This window comes from Brevundimonas lenta (genome assembly GCF_014196335.1).
GTDB lineage: Bacteria > Pseudomonadota > Alphaproteobacteria > Caulobacterales > Caulobacteraceae > Brevundimonas > Brevundimonas lenta.
The window spans coordinates 389,977-406,715 of the sequence record NZ_JACIDM010000002.1 but is presented as its reverse complement, the minus strand read 5'-3'; the positions used below and the strand labels follow the sequence as shown (position 1 = coordinate 406,715).

Here is a 16,739-nt window from a genome sequence, read left to right as displayed (position 1 = left end):
GCTCAGAAGGCTCCGCCTTCTCGACCCGACGCGGCCTGGCGCTTCGCGCAGCTCTGCGCTCAAGCAGCGAGCGACCGCGTCGCGGGCGATAGCGCCCTGAACAAGTAGAAACCGCCGGTGGATTTCTCCACCGGCGGCTCTCGCATCGCTGATCGACAGGGGGGCTGAAAGATAATCAGCGACGCGATCCTGTTAGTTGCCGTTGCAGACCTCTTCGTAGCGGGTCACGACGCGGCCGTTCCAATCCGTGCTGCGGACCGAGACCGTGCGGCAGCCGTAGCGTTCGTTCGAGCGATCGCGGTTGTCGTAGCCGTAGCGATCATCCGAGGCGTAGCGCGTGTCGTAGCCGTAGCGGCTGTCGTTGGCGTACCGGTCGTCGTAGCGGCTCTGGTCGTAGCGGCCCTGGTCGTAGTAGCCGCGGTCGTACTGGTACGAGCTGCTGGAGCGATCGTAGTAGCCGCAGTCGCGGGCCGTGCTGTTGCCGGCGCCGCCGCCGAGAACGGCGCCGAGCACGCCGCCGATCAGGCTGCCTTCGGTGCGGTTGCCGCGGGCAGCGACCTGCGAGCCGGCGATGGCGCCCAGGGCCGCGCCGAAGGTGGCGCCGGCCGCGACGCGCTGGTTACGGTCGCTGCGGCAGTACTGCGGATTGTTGTAGCGGCTGTCGTAGCGATCCGACCCGTAACGGTCCTGGCCGTACGACTGATCGTAGCCATAGCTCTGCGGATAGGGCTGATAGCTCTGCGCCGAGGCGGCGGCGGGGGCCAGGATGACGCCCGCTGCGGCGAGAACGGCGGCTCCGGCGGCGGCCTTGCGGATCGGGGAGGCGAACATGCGGCGTCCTGGGTTTGTGGGCGGACCGGGAGACGGGGGCTTCCTGTCCTGTGACCTCGTTTCTAGGCGTTCGAAACTGAACGGCCTTTGATCGCGACGTTCATCTTCGTTCAGGTTTCGCCGGGGCTCCGGTCCCGCTAGAAGCGCCGGATGACGGAGACGCTGATCATCTCGCGCGTAGGCGGGCAGGGCGACGGGATCGCCGAGACGCCAACGGGTCCGGTGTTCGCGCCCCTGACCCTGCCGGGCGAAACCGTGCGCGGCGTCGTCAACGACGGCCGGCTGGAGGACGTCGAGATCCTCACGGCCAGTCCCGAGCGCGTGCCGCCCGTCTCGCCGCACTACGGTGATTGCGGCGGCTGTTCGCTGCAGCACTGGGCGGCCGGCCCGTATCTGGACTGGAAGCGCGAGCAGGTCCGTCTGGCCCTGGCGCGAGAGGGCATCGAAACGGAGATCGAGGCGACCGTCGCCGTCGCGCCCGGCACGCGCCGCCGCGTGGCCCTGCACGCGCGCCGCGGTCCGGACGGCCGCGTGCTTCTCGGCTTCAAGGCGCGCAAGAGCTGGCGACTGGTCGAGGTCACGGCCTGTCCGGTGGCCGATCCCCGCCTGGTCGCGGCCTTCCCGGCGTTGGCCCGGATCGCCGACGCCTTCCTCGAACATCCGAAGTCCGCGCCGACCGTGCACGCCACCTGGACGCTGTCCGGCCTGGACGTCGATGTCACCGGGGTCGAGCGCCGTTCGGGCGGCGGCCTGTCCCGCGACGCCCAGATGCGCGCCATCGAGGCCGCGAACGCCGCCGACCTGGCCCGTCTGAGCCTGGCCGGGGACACCCTGGTCATGGCGCGCCAGCCGATGATCGCCTTCGGCCCGGCCACCATCCCGCTGCCCGCCGGCGGCTTCCTGCAGGCCGCACGGCCCGCCGAGGAGGCCATGGTCGAGCGCGCCGTCGCCGCCGTGAAGGGCGCGAAGAAGGTCGCCGACCTGTTCTGCGGGGCAGGGGCCTTCACCTTCCCGCTGGCCACGGTCGCGCCGGTGCTGGCCGCCGACGCCTCGGCGCCCGGCATCGCCGCGCTGAAGGCCGGCATCGGTTCGGCGCGGAAGCTGAAAGCCATCGAGGCCCACGCCCGCGACCTGTTCCGCCGGCCGCTCGCCCCCTACGACCTGCGCGGCTGCGACGCCATCGTGCTGGACCCGCCCCGCGCCGGCGCCCTGGAGCAGACCCAGCAGATCGCCCAGACCAAGGCTTCGACCGTCGTCTACGTCTCCTGCAACCCCGTCACCTTCGCCCGCGACGCCCGCGTCCTGCTGGACGCCGGTTTCACGCTGGAACGGGTCATGCCCGTCGACCAGTTCCTGTGGTCGGCGCATGTGGAGCTGGTGGGAATCTTCAAACGCTGAGGCTCATGCCGCGTCGAACAGGTCCATCTGTTTCCGCGCGCTCGCCGGCACCCGGAATTTGGTCTCGTCCAGAGGCGTGCGCGAGGCGTCGAGGCCGTAGCGTTTGATGGCGGCGTGGAAGCGGGTGGCGATCAGGTCGGCCACCGGGCCTGAACCCTTCATGCGCGTGGTCCAGTCGGGGTCGTAGTCGCGGCCGCCGCGGGTCTGGCGGACCAGGGACATGACGCGGGCGGCGCGGTCCGGACGCGCGTCGGCCAGCCATTCGCGGAACAGATCCTTGATTTCCAGCGGCAGACGCAGGGTCACGTACATGGCCGAGGTCGCCCCGGCCTTGGCCGCCGCCTCCAGCACGGACTCGAGCTCATGGTCGTTGAGGCCGGGGATGACCGGGGCGAAGCCGACGCCCACGGGGACGCCCGCCTCGGCAAGCCGGCTGATCGCCTCCAGCCGTTTGGCCGGTGTCGACGCGCGGGGCTCCATCGCCCGGGCCAGACCGCGATCCAGTGTGGTGATGGAGACGAAGGCCGAGGCCAGACCCTCGCGGCCCATGGGCCCGAGGATGTCGACGTCGCGGGCGATCAGCACCGACTTGGTGATGATGCTGAAGGGGTGATTGAACCGCTGCATCACCTCCAGGATCGAGCGCGTCGATTTCAGCTCGCGCTCGACCGGCTGATAGGGGTCGGTGTTGCCGCCTATGTGGATGCGTTTGCAGACGTATCGGGGCTTGCAGAGCTCCTGCTCCAGCAGACCCGCGGCCTCTGGCTTGAAGAAGAGCCGGCTCTCGAAATCCAGGCCCGGGGATAGGCCCATCCAGGCATGGGACGGACGGGCGTAGCAGTAGATGCAGCCATGTTCGCAGCCCTTGTAGGGGTTGATGGACCGGTCGAAACCGACGTCCGGACTGGTGTTCTTCGCGATGATCGTCCGGGCCCGTTCCGGCGTCAGGGTCGTGCGCAGCGGCGCGGCCTCGACGTCGTCGGCGGTCCATCCGTCATCGAAGGCCTCGACCTTTTCAGGCTCATGGCGCCCGGTCGCATTCGATCGCGCACCCCGTCCTTTCGCTGCCTCGGCCATGAAGGAACGATAGCATCGAATGAGAACAAAGCAAGAACTCTTCGGGCATGACTTACTGATGCCGCGGATCAAGTCATGGTGTGAGAGATCGCCCTGCTACGCCGAGGCTTCGCAGGACATCCTGCTTCGCAAGCTCTGTCGGGGACCTGTCCTGCGAAGCCCGCACGGGCGAAGCAGGATGGTGCGGATGAGAGGACTCGAACCTCCACGCCTTGCGGCGCTGGAACCTAAATCCAGTGCGTCTACCAGTTCCGCCACATCCGCCCAGGTTCTGTCCAAGCCTGTAGGGGAGGCGCGGGCGGCGGGCAATGGGACAAAGAAAAAGGCCCGGGGCGAACCCCGGGCCTTCGTCTTTCAGGACCGATCCGGAGATCAGTCGTCCTTCTTGTTGTCCACGCCACGACCGAAGGCTTCGGCGGCGCTTTCCAGCTTCACGTCTTCCGTGATGTCGATGCCCTTGGCGAGCTTCGAGTTCCAGAAGCCGTAGATGATGTAGATCACCGCGCCGACGGCCGCGTAGCCGCCCAGCAGCATCAGCGGGAGGGGATTGTCCTCCGCCGCGTGCTGGAACATCGGGATCAGGTTCTGGCTGGCCAGGAACAGGCAGGCCAGGATGCCCAGAACCGCCGTGAAGATGCCGCCCGGGACCTTGAACGGACGCTCCATCTCCGGGTGCTTGATGCGCAGGAAGATGACGCTCAGGCAGACGATGGCGAAGGCCGTGGCGGTGCCCAGCGACACCAGGTCGCCGAGGATCGAGATCGGCAGGAAGGCCGCCGCGATGGCGATCAGGATGCCGAGCACGATGGTGCCGATCCAGGGCGTGCGGAACTTCGGGTGCACGATGGCGAAGGCCTTCGGCAGCAGGCCGTCCCGGGCCATGGTGTAGAAGATGCGCGTCTGGCCGTAGCACAGCACCAGCATGACCGAGGACAGGCCGGTGATCGCGCCGATCTTGATCAGGAAGCTGATCAGGTTCAGCTGGCCGCCCGCGGCCGAAGCCAGCGGCACATTGGCCCATTCCAGACCCATGCGGTCGATGGCGACGGCCACCGGCGCCGGGCTGGCGAGCTCGAGGTAGGGAACCACGCCGGTCATCACGGCCGCGACGGCCATGTAGATCAGGGTGCAGACGATCAGGGCGCCGAGGATGCCGATCGGGACGTCCTTGGACGGGTTCTTGGCCTCGGCCGCAGCGGTCGAGACCGCTTCGAAGCCGACGTAGGCGAAGAAGATGATCGCCGCGCCGCGGAAGATGCCGCCGACGCCGAACTGGCCGGGTTGGCCGGTCGGTTCAGGGATGAACGGGGTCCAGTTCGCCGGGTTGATGTACTGGATGCCCACCGCGATGAAGGTCAGCAGGACGACGATCTTGATGACCACGATGATGTTGTTGATCGAGGCCGATTCCGACACGCCCAGCACCAGCAGGGAGCAGACGGCGGCGATGCCGATGGCGGCCACCAGGTTGAAGGTGCCGGTCAGCGGGAAGGAGGTCGCGCCTGCGTCCTGCACCAGCTGGACCAGCGGCGTCGCCCACTGCGGGCCTTCGCCACCGGCGTACTGGATGGTCGGGAAGATCGACTCGCTCAGACCGAAGTCATGCAGGATCGAGACGACGTAGCCGGACCAGCCGACCGCGACGGTCGAGGCGGCGACGCCGTATTCCAGCACCAGCAGCCAGCCCATGATCCAGGCGAAGACTTCGCCGAGGGTGCCGTAGGCGTAGGTGTAGGCCGAGCCGGAGACCGGCATGGTCGAGGCCAGTTCGGCGTAGCACAGGCCGGCGAGGGCGCAGGCGATGCCGGCGACGACGAACGACAGCATGATGGCCGGGCCCGCGTTGGCGGCGGCGACCTGGCCGGTCAGAACGAAGATGCCGGCGCCGATGATGGCGCCGATGCCCAGGCTCATGAGGTTGATCGGGCCGAGAGTCCGCTTCAGCTCGCTTTTCGCGGCTTCTTTCTGGATCTGGGCTACGGATTTCTTGAGGAACAGTCGGTTCCCCTTAGGCCTGATGCCTTCTGCGGACATAGAGTCTCGCCCCCTTACACGGCGAAGCCCTCCCCGGGCCGCCTTCAATGGCGCGGACGCTAGCGGCGCTCGTGGGCGCTGGCAACGCGGTTTCCGATAGGTGAAGACGCGACGACGCTTTCGTGACCACGGGCGTGTCGGCTGGACCGCACCTGAAACGCTGGCGGCGCCGTGGCGCTTCGCGCTACCTGAGCGCCGATGCTGCCGATCCACGCCGTCCTCGAACCGCTGAAGGCCGCCCTGACCGGGGCGAACGCCGTGGTGCTCGCGGCGCCGCCGGGGGCGGGCAAGACGACCGTCGTGCCGCTGGCCCTGCTGGATCAGCCGTGGCTGGACGACAGCAAGGTGCTGGTGCTGGAGCCGCGACGCCTGGCCGCACGGGCCGCCGCCGACCGCATGGCGAAGACACTCGGCGAACAGGCCGGCGGCACGGTTGGTTATCGAACCCGTCTGCAAAACCGCATCGGCCCGAAGACGCGCATCGAGGTGATCACCGAGGGCGTCTTCACGCGGATGATTCTGGACGACCCGGGCCTGGACGGCGTCGGCGCGGTTCTGTTCGACGAATTCCACGAGCGCAGTCTCGACGCCGACCTCGGCCTGGCGCTGGCGCGGGAGGCGCAGGGGCTGCTGCGCGACGACCTGCGGCTGCTGGTCATGTCGGCCACCCTGGACATCGCCGGGGTCTCGCGCCTTCTGGACGGGGCGCCGGTGATCGAGGCCGAGGGGCGTATGTTCCCGGTCGAGACCCGCTATCTCGGCCGCAACGCCGCCGAGCGGTTCGAGGACGCCGTCGCCCGAGCCGTGCGCCAGGCCCTGGCGGAGGAGGGCGGCTCGGTCCTCGTCTTCCTGCCGGGACAGGGCGAAATCCATCGAACGGCCCAGCGGCTGAACGATCGTGTGCCCGTCGGCGTCGATGTCGTCCCCCTCTACGGCGCGCTCGACAAGGGCGAGCAGGATCGGGCGATCGAGCCGGCGGCGCCGGGCCGTCGCAAGGTGGTGCTGGCGACCTCGGTGGCCGAGACCAGTCTGACTATCGAGGGCGTGCGCGTCGTAATCGACGGCGGTCTGTCGCGGGTGCCGCGCTTCGAGCCGTCCAGCGGCCTGACCCGCCTGGCCACCGTCCGCGTCAGCCGGTCCTCGGCCGAACAGCGGCGGGGTCGCGCCGGCCGCGTCGAACCCGGCGTCTGCTATCGCCTGTGGGACGAGGAACAGTCCCGCGGCCTGGTCGCCCACCAGCGGCCGGAAATCCTGGAAGCCGACCTGACCGCCTTCGCCCTCGACCTCGCCCGCTGGGGCGCGCGGTCGACGGAGGACCTGGCCCTGCTGGACCAGCCGCCGTCCGGCGCCTTCGCCGAGGCGCGCAAGGTGCTGCAGAGGCTTGATGCGCTCGACGCCGACGGCGCCCTGACGGACCACGGCCGTCGCCTGACCCGCATCCCGCTGCCGCCGCGGCTGGCGCACATGGTCGCCGTGGCCAGTGACGCCGGCGACGCCGCCCTGGGCGCCCGCATCGCCGCCGTGCTCAGCGAGCCGGGGCTGGGCGGGAACGACACTGACCTGCGCGACCGGCTGCGCGGTCTGGATCGGGACCGCACGCCTCGCGCCCGCGACGCGATGAAGCTGGCCGACCGCTGGGCGCGTGCGGCCGGGGGCGGGCAGGGCGGATCGGCGGATGTGGGCGTGCTGCTGGCCGAGGCCTTCCCCGAACGGGTGGCCAAGGCGCGGGGCAAGCCGGGCGAGGTGCTGCTGGCGTCCGGTCGCGGCGCCTTCCTCGATCCGACCGACGCCCTTGCGCGGGAGCCCTGGCTGGCGGTCGCCGAACTGGGCGGCGGCGAGGCGCGGGATCGCATCCGGCTGGCTGCGCCGGTCGACCTTGCGGCGCTGGATCATCGCATCGAGAGCGAGGACCGGCTGAACCGCGAGCCGTCCGGCCGCATGGTGCTGAAGCGCATCCGCCGCATCGGCGCGATCGTCGTCGACGAGAAGATCAAGGGCGCGCCGGACCGCGCCGCCATCACCGCGGCGCTGAAAGGCGAGGTCGAGCGCGACGGGCTGAAGGCGCTGCGCTGGGGCGAGCGGGCCTCGGCCCTGCGCGCCCGGCTCGCCTTCCTGCGCACACTCGATGATGGCTGGCCGGACATGTCCGATGATGGCCTGGCGGCCGAGCGGGAGATCTGGCTGTGGCCGCTGCTGGATGGCGTCCAGTCGCTGGAGGCCATCGCCGACGGCGCGCTGGAGAACGGGCTGCGCTCGCTGATCCCGTGGGATCGCCAGCGGGCGCTTGATGATCTGGCTCCGGCCCGGCTGGAGACTCCCCTCGGCTCCGCCGCCATCGACTACGCCGCCGAGGGCGGACCGCGGGTCGACATCCGGGTGCAGGAGCTGTTCGGGGTGAAGACCCATCCGACCGTCGGCCGCGGCACGCCCCTGACGCTCGCCCTGCTGTCGCCGGCGCGACGGCCGATCCAGATGACGAAAGACCTGCCCGGCTTCTGGGCCGGCTCATGGCGGGACGTGCGCGCCGACATGCGCGGCCGCTATCCGCGCCACCCGTGGCCCGAGGATCCGTCGGTCGCCGAGGCCACCAACCGGGCCAAGCCGCGCGGGACGTGACCCCTGTTTTCCGCTCATCCCCGCGAAAGCGGGGATCCAGTCCTTTGGGTGATCGGTGCGACCGAGCCCGCGCTGACAGTCATCCCGCCCGCCGGTGTTTCCCCGAAATCACTGGGTCCCCGCTTTCGCGGGGATGAGCGGGAATTGGGTCAGCCCGCGCCGTTCAGCAGGCGGCCGTAGCTGTCGACCAGGCTGGAATAGGTCGGCACGAACATCACGGTCGCGCCGGAGCCGTTCGACACCGGGGCCTTGATCTCGAAATGCAGGTGGATGGTGGTCGCCGAGCCGCCGAAGTCGGCCGACACCTTGCCGATGCGCTGACCGCGGGTGACGGCGCGCGAGGCCTCGTTCGGGAACATCGCGTTCACGCCCGGCATGTCCATGTGCAGGTAGCGATAGATGCGCCCGGAGTCGCCCAGCACGGTGACGGTGTAGCTGCCGATCGAGGTGATGCGGCCCTTCTCGGCGGCGACCACCCAGTGGACCTTCTTCTCGCAGGTGGCCGGGCGGATGTCCTGGCCCTGGTGACCCTTGCCGGCGGGGCACATGCCGTTGGTCCAGGAGCGGGTCTCGCAGAAATTGTCGCGCCACGGGTAGCTGTAGTTCCGTGCATCGCACTGGCCGCCCGGGCCGGGCGCGGCGAAACCGCCGTAGCCGTAGACCTGGGAGTTGGCGTAGGCCGGCCCGGCCTCCATCGGGAAACGCATGCCGACGGCCCACAGGGTCGCGTCGGTCGCGCCGCTGCCCGAGCCCGGATACAGGGCCCCACCGCCGTCGTGCGGCCAGCTGACCGGCGTCGGCGCGGGCGGGGTGGCCGGACCGGGATCAGGCGTGGGATCGCCGGGCGCAGGCGCATCAGCCTTCTTCTCCGGCGTCGTCGCCGTCTGGCCGCAGCCGCCGGGCGAGCAGGCGGTCAGCAGCAACAGCGCCGCCAGGGCCGCGGGCCGCCTCACGCGCCGCCCCCGATCAGGATCAGGCTTTCCGCGAACGCCACCGCGTCCGCCTCGGTGCAGCCCGGCGACGCCTGGGCCTCGCAGATGAAGGTGACGTTGTAGGCCGCGCCGAAGCGGTTGAAGGCGACGTCGACGCCGTACTCCGTGCGCTCGGTGCGGACGTCGCTGAGCTCGCTGGCCCGCGCCTGACGCCGCGCGGCGAACTTCGCATCGATCCGGCGCGCCGCCACGGGCTCCGCCGCCGGGCGGGCAGGGGGCTTGGACACGGGGGACTGCAGGGCCTTGGTCGCGCCGTAGATCTCGATGATCTGACCGGCCCGCTGCACCACCATCATATAGTGGCCGTCGCCGCCGTAGATCTGCGCGGTTCCCAGCAGGGCCGGATCGGCGGGCGCCAGCACCGGCACGTCCGACGCCTGGGCCGTACGCAGCACCTCGACCGTCTGCGGCTGCTGGTTCAGCACCCCGCGCAGTCGCTCGGCCAACGGGTCCTGACGCGCCTGCGCCAGCTCGGCCTCATCGACGCGCGAGCGCGGCAGTTCGACCTGTGTCGCGGCGGTCGGGGCGGGCGGTGGCTGCTGTGATGTGGTCACGCCCGCGATCGCGGCGAACATCAGCGTCGCGGTGACGCCCAGCCAGGTCCGGTAAGTCATCTCGCCCACCTCCGACCTTCACCATACCAGCGGTATGCGAAGTGCGCGAGAGGTCGTTTCGGGATGCCGTCAGCGGCCGAGAATGTCTTCGGCCGTCACCCGGCCGGACCGGTATTCCGCGACCCGCTCGAGAGTCTGCCGGCAGGTCGGAGAGGGGTCGGACCGCGCCGCACAGCCCTTCTCGTAGACGCGCATCATCATCTCCAGACCGATCTTTTGGCCCCGGCCTTCCATCGCCCGGCCGAGCGACTCGCCCACCGCGCTCCAGGCGGGAGAGTTGAAGTCAGCGTTGTCGTTGATCTGATCCAGCGGAACATGGAGAACAACGGCGGCGGCCATCTCGTCCTGCACCGTCCGGATCACCCCATCGACCTCGAGGTGGAAGGTGGTGCTCATGACGGCGACTTCTTCCGGCGCGTAGCCAGTCTGGTCCATGCCGGTCCAAAGCGCCTCCAGCGGCGCCCGCATCATGCCCTCGATGACGGGATCCATAAGCCTGTGCGCGGCGGCGGTTCGCGCTGCGTTGTCCGAGGCCTGCCCGGACGCCGCCTGGGCACCCGTGGCGCAAAGCAGCAAGGCGACGACGACGGCTGTGATTCTGTACATGGTGGCTCCCCCTCGATCCCAGCGTCCGCAATGGCGGGATCATTGTCCAGCGGCTTGCTATTCCGGGGCTTTGCGCCTACATGGCGCCCGCACTTCGCACGTGGGCGTGGCGCAGCCGGGGGAGACATCCCCGTCCGCTCCATTCCGAGGGTCCATGCGGACCTTTAAAGCGCCCACGCAACGTCTATCGGAAAAAGGACACTACCGATCATGGCTCTGCCTGAATTCTCCATGCGTTCGCTGCTCGAAGCCGGCGCCCACTTCGGCCACCAGACGCACCGCTGGAACCCGAAGATGGACAAGTACATCTTCGGCTCGCGCTCCAACATTCACATCATCGACCTGTCGCAGACGATGCCGCTGATGCACCAGGCGCTGGTCGCCGTGCGCGACGTCGCCGCCAAGGGCGGCCGCGTGCTGTTCGTCGGCACCAAGCGCCAGGCCGCTGATCCGGTCGCCGAAGCCGCCAAGCGCTGCGCCCAGTACTACATGAACAACCGTTGGCTCGGCGGCACGCTGACCAACTGGCGCACCGTCTCGGGCTCGATCGCCCGCCTGCGCGAGCTGGAAGGCGTTCTGGAAGCCGGCGGCGAAGGCCGCGTCAAGAAAGAGCTGCTGACCCTGCAGCGCGAGAAGGACAAGCTTGAGCTGTCGCTGGGCGGCATCAAGGACATGGGTTCGATCCCGGACATCATGTTCGTGATCGACACCAACAAGGAAGCGATCGCGATCCAGGAAGCCCGCAAGCTGAACATCCCGATCATCGCGATCCTGGACACCAACTCGGATCCGGACGGCATCACCTATCCGGTCCCGGGCAACGACGACGCCGCCCGCGCCATCCAGACCTACTGCGACCTGATCGCCGACGCCGTCCTCGACGGCCTGGCCGCCGGCCAGTCGGCCTCGGGCGTGGACCTGGGCGCTGCGATCAACCCGGAAGAGCCGATGCTGCGCGAGGCCTCGGCCCCGGTCGCCGCTGAAGCCGCCCCGGCCGGCACCGAAGGCGTCGCCGCCGAACTGGAAGCCGCTGCTGAACCGGCCGTCGCCGACGAAGCCGCCCAGGAAGCGACGACGGAAGCCCTCGACGCCGTCGAAACCGACAAGGCCGCGGTCTGAGGATCGCACCGGCCTTCGGATGAAGGCCGTACGTCTAACTGACATACGGCCCGGCTAATCAGCCGGGCCGTTACCGCATTCGAATACCCAAGGAGCTATACAATGGCTGAGATCACCGCCGCTCTCGTTATGGAACTCCGCGCCAAGTCCGGCGTCGGCATGATGGACTGCAAGAAGGCGCTGCAAGAGACCGACGGCGACATCAACGCCGCGATCGACTGGCTGCGCGCCAAGGGCCTGTCCAAGGCCGCCAAGAAGGCCGACCGCGTCGCCGCCGAAGGCCTGGTGGCCGTCGCCTCGAAGGAAGTCGGAGCCGGTGAAGTCGGCGCCGCCATCGAGTTCAACGCCGAAACCGACTTCGTCGCCCGCAACGACCTGTTCCAGAACGCCGCCAAGAAGTTCGCCCAGCTGGGCCTCGAGCACGCCACGCTCGAAGGTCTGCACGGCGCTGAACTGGAAGCCGGCAAGACGGTCCAGGACGAAGTGACCAGCATGATCGCCACCATCGGCGAAAACATGCAGCTGCGCCGCGCCGCCCGCCTGTCGGTCGACGAAGGCGTCGTCGCCTCGTACGTCCACAACTCGGTCTCGCCGGGCGTGGGCCGCATCGGCGTGCTGGTCGCCCTGCACGGCGGCGGCGACAAGGCCGCCCTGCGTGAACTGGGCCGCAAGATCGCCATGCACGTGGCCGCCACGGCTCCGCTGTCGCTGAACACCGACGATCTGGACCCGGCCGCGGTCGAGAAGGAACGTCAGGTCCTGACCGAGAAGGCCAAGGAAGAAGGCCGTCCGGAAGCGATGATCGCCAAGATCGTCGAAGGTCAGATCAACAAGTTCCAGAAGGACGTGGTGCTCTCCAAGCAGCCGTTCGTCATGAACCCCGACGTGACCATCGAGCAGCTGGTCGCCGACACCGGCAAGGAACTGGGCGCGCCCGGTCTGCACCTGGCCGGCTTCGTCCGCCTCGCCCTGGGCGAAGGCGTCGAGAAGGTCGAAGGCCCGGACTTCGCTTCGGAAGTCGCCTCGATGATGGCCGGCCAATAAGCCACGACCGATCCCTTCGGGGACCGTGATCAGGGGGCTGGCGACTTCGGTCGCCGCCCCCTTTTTCGTTTGCGCCGTCCATTGCCATGCCTCGCCGCCTGGAGGAGGCTCCCGGTCTGATTTGCCCGGTTTTTGAAAGCGACACATGGCGCCCGGCGGCTTTCGCTTCGAACGCTTTCACCTCGATCCGCGCGACCGCCGGCTGCGCCGCGACGACGCGACGGTCGAGCTGAACAACCGCTATCTGGACGCGCTGGCCCTGCTGGTCAGCGAACAGGGCCGGTTGGTGTCCAAGGACCGCTTCCTCGACGAGGTCTGGCGCGGCGTGCCGGTCACCGACGAGGCCCTGACCCAGTGCATCCGCACCCTGCGGCGCCAGCTTGGCGACGACGCCGCCCGGCCGCGCTTCATCGAGACGGTGCCCAAGCACGGCTATCGCTTCATCGCCCCGGTCGAACGCATCGGGGATGAGCCCGCTGCGCCAGCCGTGCCCGCAGCAGTCGGCGCTCCGGACTGGTCCCGCCGTCAGGCTCTCGTGCTCGGCGTCGCCGGCATGCTGGGCGGCGGGTTCGCGGGGGCGTTCGGCGGTCTTCTGTACGGTTTCGCCAGCGCGCCGGGGCAGTCGGGCGCCGGGGCGTCGTCCGTAGTGCTGGTGCTGATCTTCATCACCATCCTGGTCGGCCTGATCGGAGGCGCGGGCGTGGGCCTGGGCGTCGGCGTCTCAGAGCTGGCGCCGGGTCGCCGCTGGGCCTGGAGCACCCTCGGCGGAGCCGTCGGCGGCCTGCTGGTCGGGGCTTTCGGCAAGATGCTGGGTCTGGACGCCTTCACCATCCTGCTGGGCCAGTCACCCGGCGAGATCACCGGGGCGGGGGAGGGCGCCCTTCTGGGCGGCGCCATCGGCTTCGGCGCGTGGCTGGCCGTGCGAGGCGGCGCCTTGTCCCTGCGGCGGGCGATGATCGCGGGCGGGCTGTCGGCGGCTGTCGCCGGGGTCGCGATCGTCCTGCTGGGCGGGCGTCTGATGGGCGGAAGCCTCGATCTGCTGGCCCGGCACTTCCCCAACTCCCGGTTCCGCCTCGACCACCTCGGCGCCCTGTTCGGAGAGACCGGTTTCGGTCCCGTCAGCCAGGCCGTCAGTGCGGGGATCGAAGGCCTGCTGTTTGGCGCCTGCGTCGTCGGCGCCATGGTGCTTGCACGCCGCAGCATGACTTCCGGCAACCCCGGATAGTTCAACGTGGTTAACGTTTTTCGACAGCCAAGGTGGAACGCAATTCAGAGACACCGGTTTCTGTCGCATGGATATGCGCCCTGCCAACGCAACGTCCGTACCCGAATCGGGGGAAAGCTATCCGAAGTTCGGGGAGCTGCAGAAACGCGCTACCCAACTCGGACTGGTCATGAGCCGTGATCGGGTATCGGGACATCTTCACCTTCGCCCCCGCGATCGTCATGACCCACGACCTGGCTGGCGGCATCTGACCTTCCACGAAGCTTCGGCGGTCGTAGAGGGTCTCGAGGTCCGCGCGACCTACCGCGCCTACGCCTCGCGCCGGAACTAGATCGGCCTCGGCGCGACGGACTGACGCGCCACAAACGTTTGCACCCCTTTGAATAACGGCCGCGCTTCGCGTCTGATCGCGGTCGTTCAGTGATTCCCCGGGGGAGCTTCCATGCGTCTGGCCGCCTTGTTGTCCGCAACCGCCCTTGTCATCGCCACGCCTGTGCTTGCCCAGGCGCCCGACCGGGTGGCCATCAACGGCATCATCGACCAGGGCTTCAACCACAGCGAGGTGATGAACACCGCCGCCTGGCTGACGGACCGGATCGGCGGCCGCCTGACCAATTCGCCCCAGATGCGCGAGGCCGAGAGCTGGACGGCGCAGCAGTTCCGCGACTGGGGCCTGTCCAATGTCCGCGCCGAGGGCTTCGAGTTCGGCCGCGGCTGGTCGATCGTCCGCTCCAGCGCCCGCATGACCGCCCCGCGCAGCATCGACCTGCGCGCCATTCCCGTGGCCTGGACGCCCTCGACCGACGGCGTGATCAGCGGCGACGTCGTGGTCGCCCCCATGACCACCCCGGCCGACTTCGACAAATGGCGCGGCAAGCTGGCGGGCAAGATCGTCATGATCACGAAGCCGGACACCGGCTCCGAGCCGACCGAACCCGCCTTCCGCCGCTGGACCGACGACGAGCTCGCCGGCCGCACCGCGTTCGTCCAGCCGGCCCATGCCGAGCCCAGCCTGGGCGGTCTGCGCGAGGCCTCCTTCGCCGAACGCCTCGACGCCTTCCTGAAGGAAGAGGGCGCCATCGCCTGGGTGAAGATGTCCCAGCGTGACGGCGGCCTGCTGCACGGCACCGGCTACACCTACCGCGTCGGAACCACCCCGACCCTGCCGGGCATGGAGCTGGCGGCCGAGGACTACCGCCGCCTGGCGCGCCTGGCGAAGACCGACGCCAGCCCGCGGCTGGAGCTGATGAGCGAGGTCCGGTTCCACGACGAGGACGTCAACGCCTACAACATCCTCGCCGACATCCCCGGCACGGCCCGCGGCGGCGAATACGTCATGGCCGGCGCCCACCTGGACAGCTGGGTCGCCTCGGACGGCGCCGTCGACAACGCCGCCGGCGTCGCCGTGGTCATGGAGGCCGCCCGCATCCTGAAGGAGATGGGCGTGCGTCCGAAGCGCACCATCCGCTTCGCCCTGTGGAACGGGGAAGAGCAGGGGCTGCTCGGCTCGCTGGCCTATGTCGACCAGCACCTGGCCACGCGCGCCCCGCTGAACGATCCGGAACTGGACTCCCTGCCGAACGGCCGCACCTGGCGTCAGCGCTGGCCGGTCCAGCCGCGCCCCGGTCACGCCGACCTGGTGGCCTATTTCAACATCGACAACGGCTCCGGGAAGATCCGCGGCATCAACGCCGAGGGCAACGTCGCCGCCGCCCCGATCTTCGAGGAGTGGCTGGCCCCGTTCGCCAGCATGGGCGCCTCGACCGTCTCGCTGCGCACCTCGGGCGGCACCGACCACGTCTACATGCAGAGCGTCGGCATCCCGGGCTACCAGTTCATCCAGGACCCGCTGGATTACGGCAGCCGCCTGCACCACACCTCGATCGACAGCTACGACCACATCAAGCCGGAAGACCTGCGTCAGGCGGCCGTGGTCCTGGCCGGCCTGCTGCTGACCGCCGCCAACAGCGACGAGCCCTTGCCGCGCATGCCGCTGCCGACCCAGCCGACGCCGAGCGATCCGTTCGCGTACTGAGAGCGAGCGGATGACGCCCGGAACCTGGACCGACCCAAGACTTGGGCTGACCGGCAACGCCGTTTCCTGGGTCGATCAGGACGACGAAGGCGGGATCGGCCTGGGCTTCGGGGATGACTGGGTTCTGCGTGTATGGAACGCCAACTCGATCGCGGGCTGTCGGCTCGACGATCTGGTCGGCCAACCGCTCGTGTCGTTCATCGATCATGGCGATTTCGAACGGCTTGAGTTCGGAAACGGCGCTGTTGTGACTGTTGATATGCGGGCCGAAGCCTTCACCGGCCCCGAAGCCATGTTCCTGTCGGGGCCGGACGCGCTGATGATCGTCTGGCCCTGACGCGCCTTGGCTTCATCAGAGTTTGGATACCGGCTGAATTCCACGGCCACGAGGTCTTTGCCTACCGTGGAGACGAGCTGTACAGCCCCCATCCAGAACAGACTCGCGCTGGCGATGAAGTGTGGCGTGCTGGGTGAGTGAGGCAGGTGGAGATGTTTGACCAGAAGGGACAACCGGAAAGGCCGACGAAAAGGCAGGCCTGGACGCTATTCGGGTTGCTCGTATTTCTGTGCTGCTACGCTGTCGCCTGGAGCGAACTGCAAAAGAACAGGGAGACTCCGGCGGCAGAGCGAACCATCCAGGCGACACGCTCCCGCTGATCGCTTCCCGCGACACCCCGCCCGCCTTCACCCGGACCTCGCGACCGGCTAAGGCGTGCTGATGATCGGAAGACTGAACCACGTCGGCGTCGCCACGCCCTCCATCGAGACCAGCGTCGCCCTGTACCGCGACATGCTCGGCGCCACGAAGGCGCATGAGCCGTTCGACCTGCCGGCCCAGGGCGTGCGCGTCTGCTTCGTCGACCTGCCCAACAGCCAGATCGAGCTGATCGAGCCGCTGGGCGAGGACAGCCCGATCCACGGCTTCCTGGCGAAGAACCCCAGGGGCGGCCAGCACCACGTCTGTTTCGAGGTCGAGGACATCATCGCCGCCCGCGACGCCCTGCGGGCGAAGGGCGCGACCATCCTCGGCACGGGCGAGCCGCGTATCGGCGCCCATGGCACGCCGATCATCTTCGTCCATCCCAAGGACATGGGCGGCGTGCTGGTCGAGCTGATGGAAACCCCCAAGGGCGGAGCCCACTGATGTC

14 protein-coding genes and 1 tRNA gene are annotated in these 16,739 nt (G+C 69.0%); 8 read left to right on the top strand and 7 right to left on the bottom strand.

The genetic code is table 11. The features are described 5' to 3' along the window. Positions 1–192 precede the first annotated feature (192 nt). Positions 193–831: a hypothetical protein gene (locus tag GGR12_RS09520; RefSeq protein ID WP_183204172.1), complete on the bottom strand. Its 639-nt coding sequence runs from the start codon at positions 829–831 to the stop codon at positions 193–195. A 150-nt stretch (positions 832–981) separates the two neighbouring features. On the opposite strand from GGR12_RS09520, the gene GGR12_RS09515 reads away from it, so the two are divergent. Further along, on the top strand, positions 982–2,229 hold the full coding sequence (locus GGR12_RS09515) for a class I SAM-dependent RNA methyltransferase (protein WP_183204171.1): 1,248 nt from the start codon (positions 982–984) through the stop codon (positions 2,227–2,229). Positions 2,230–2,232: 3 nt separating this feature from the next. On the opposite strand, the gene GGR12_RS09510 is transcribed toward GGR12_RS09515, so the two are convergent. From GGR12_RS09510 to GGR12_RS09500, 3 genes are all read right to left on the bottom strand, one after another. Further along, positions 2,233–3,306, bottom strand: coding sequence for a PA0069 family radical SAM protein (locus GGR12_RS09510; RefSeq protein ID WP_183204170.1), 1,074 nt, complete (start codon positions 3,304–3,306; stop codon positions 2,233–2,235). A 179-nt stretch (positions 3,307–3,485) separates the two neighbouring features. Then, positions 3,486–3,570: transfer RNA gene (locus GGR12_RS09505), tRNA-Leu, on the bottom strand. 108 nt (positions 3,571–3,678) lie between these two features. Next, a complete protein-coding gene (locus GGR12_RS09500; protein WP_183204169.1) occupies positions 3,679–5,340 on the bottom strand; it encodes an amino acid permease in 1,662 nt (553 codons plus the stop codon). Between the two features lie 198 nt (positions 5,341–5,538). Here GGR12_RS09500 and hrpB point away from each other — a divergent pair, with 198 nt between their 5' ends. Continuing rightward, positions 5,539–7,956, top strand: a complete 2,418-nt coding sequence (gene hrpB, locus GGR12_RS09495; RefSeq protein WP_183204168.1) for an ATP-dependent helicase HrpB — start codon at positions 5,539–5,541, stop codon at positions 7,954–7,956. A 149-nt stretch (positions 7,957–8,105) separates the two neighbouring features. Here the strand turns inward: hrpB and GGR12_RS09490 are convergent, their stop codons facing one another. From GGR12_RS09490 to GGR12_RS09480, 3 genes are all read right to left on the bottom strand, one after another. Next, entirely contained in the window at positions 8,106–8,909 is an 804-nt protein-coding gene (locus tag GGR12_RS09490; RefSeq protein WP_343053192.1) for a M23 family metallopeptidase, read from the bottom strand. Next, positions 8,906–9,562, bottom strand: a complete 657-nt coding sequence (locus GGR12_RS09485; RefSeq protein ID WP_183204167.1) for a hypothetical protein — start codon at positions 9,560–9,562, stop codon at positions 8,906–8,908. Before GGR12_RS09485 ends, GGR12_RS09490 begins: the two co-directional genes overlap by 4 nt. Positions 9,563–9,631: 69 nt before the next feature. Continuing rightward, the gene (locus GGR12_RS09480; protein ID WP_183204166.1) at positions 9,632–10,168 is read right to left on the bottom strand and encodes a hypothetical protein; all 537 of its coding nucleotides are present in this window, start codon (positions 10,166–10,168) and stop codon (positions 9,632–9,634) included. Positions 10,169–10,378: 210 nt separating this feature from the next. Here GGR12_RS09480 and rpsB point away from each other — a divergent pair, with 210 nt between their 5' ends. The 6 genes from rpsB to mce all read left to right on the top strand — a co-directional run bounded on the left by rpsB (position 10,379) and on the right by mce (position 16,735). Beyond that, a complete protein-coding gene (gene rpsB / locus GGR12_RS09475) occupies positions 10,379–11,287 on the top strand; it encodes a 30S ribosomal protein S2 (RefSeq protein ID WP_183204165.1) in 909 nt (302 codons plus the stop codon). Between the two features lie 102 nt (positions 11,288–11,389). Continuing rightward, positions 11,390–12,331 (top strand): translation elongation factor Ts, encoded by a 942-nt coding sequence (gene tsf / locus GGR12_RS09470; RefSeq protein ID WP_183204164.1) that lies wholly within the window; start codon positions 11,390–11,392, stop codon positions 12,329–12,331. 145 nt (positions 12,332–12,476) lie between these two features. Continuing rightward, the gene (locus GGR12_RS09465; protein ID WP_183204163.1) at positions 12,477–13,556 is read left to right on the top strand and encodes a winged helix-turn-helix domain-containing protein; all 1,080 of its coding nucleotides are present in this window, start codon (positions 12,477–12,479) and stop codon (positions 13,554–13,556) included. Positions 13,557–13,998: 442 nt separating this feature from the next. After that, entirely contained in the window at positions 13,999–15,591 is a 1,593-nt protein-coding gene (locus tag GGR12_RS09460) for a M20/M25/M40 family metallo-hydrolase (RefSeq protein WP_183204162.1), read from the top strand. A gap of 10 nt (positions 15,592–15,601) precedes the next feature. Continuing rightward, complete coding sequence (locus GGR12_RS09455) at positions 15,602–15,928, top strand: hypothetical protein (RefSeq protein ID WP_183204161.1); 327 nt, start codon at positions 15,602–15,604, stop codon at positions 15,926–15,928. A gap of 381 nt (positions 15,929–16,309) precedes the next feature. After that, positions 16,310–16,735 carry a methylmalonyl-CoA epimerase gene (gene mce, locus GGR12_RS09450; protein WP_183204160.1) on the top strand — a complete coding sequence of 142 codons (426 nt, stop codon included), beginning with the start codon at positions 16,310–16,312 and terminating at the stop codon, positions 16,733–16,735. The last annotated feature ends 4 nt before the right edge of the window (positions 16,736–16,739 follow it).

Bases quoted from the DNA above. Each gene is read 5' to 3' on its own strand.
- GGR12_RS09455 (WP_183204161.1), top strand. From the start codon at position 15,602: ATGACGCCCGGAACCTGGACCGACCCAAGACTTGGGCTGACCGGCAAC.
- GGR12_RS09510 (WP_183204170.1), bottom strand. From the start codon at position 3,306: ATGGCCGAGGCAGCGAAAGGACGGGGTGCGCGATCGAATGCGACCGGG.
- GGR12_RS09520 (WP_183204172.1), bottom strand. From the start codon at position 831: ATGTTCGCCTCCCCGATCCGCAAGGCCGCCGCCGGAGCCGCCGTTCTC.
- rpsB (WP_183204165.1), top strand. From the start codon at position 10,379: ATGGCTCTGCCTGAATTCTCCATGCGTTCGCTGCTCGAAGCCGGCGCC.
- hrpB (WP_183204168.1), top strand. From the start codon at position 5,539: ATGCTGCCGATCCACGCCGTCCTCGAACCGCTGAAGGCCGCCCTGACC.
- GGR12_RS09485 (WP_183204167.1), bottom strand. From the start codon at position 9,562: ATGACTTACCGGACCTGGCTGGGCGTCACCGCGACGCTGATGTTCGCC.
- mce (WP_183204160.1), top strand. From the start codon at position 16,310: ATGATCGGAAGACTGAACCACGTCGGCGTCGCCACGCCCTCCATCGAG.
- GGR12_RS09460 (WP_183204162.1), top strand. From the start codon at position 13,999: ATGCGTCTGGCCGCCTTGTTGTCCGCAACCGCCCTTGTCATCGCCACG.
- GGR12_RS09465 (WP_183204163.1), top strand. From the start codon at position 12,477: ATGGCGCCCGGCGGCTTTCGCTTCGAACGCTTTCACCTCGATCCGCGC.
- GGR12_RS09515 (WP_183204171.1), top strand. From the start codon at position 982: ATGACGGAGACGCTGATCATCTCGCGCGTAGGCGGGCAGGGCGACGGG.
- tsf (WP_183204164.1), top strand. From the start codon at position 11,390: ATGGCTGAGATCACCGCCGCTCTCGTTATGGAACTCCGCGCCAAGTCC.
- GGR12_RS09500 (WP_183204169.1), bottom strand. From the start codon at position 5,340: ATGTCCGCAGAAGGCATCAGGCCTAAGGGGAACCGACTGTTCCTCAAG.
- GGR12_RS09480 (WP_183204166.1), bottom strand. From the start codon at position 10,168: ATGTACAGAATCACAGCCGTCGTCGTCGCCTTGCTGCTTTGCGCCACG.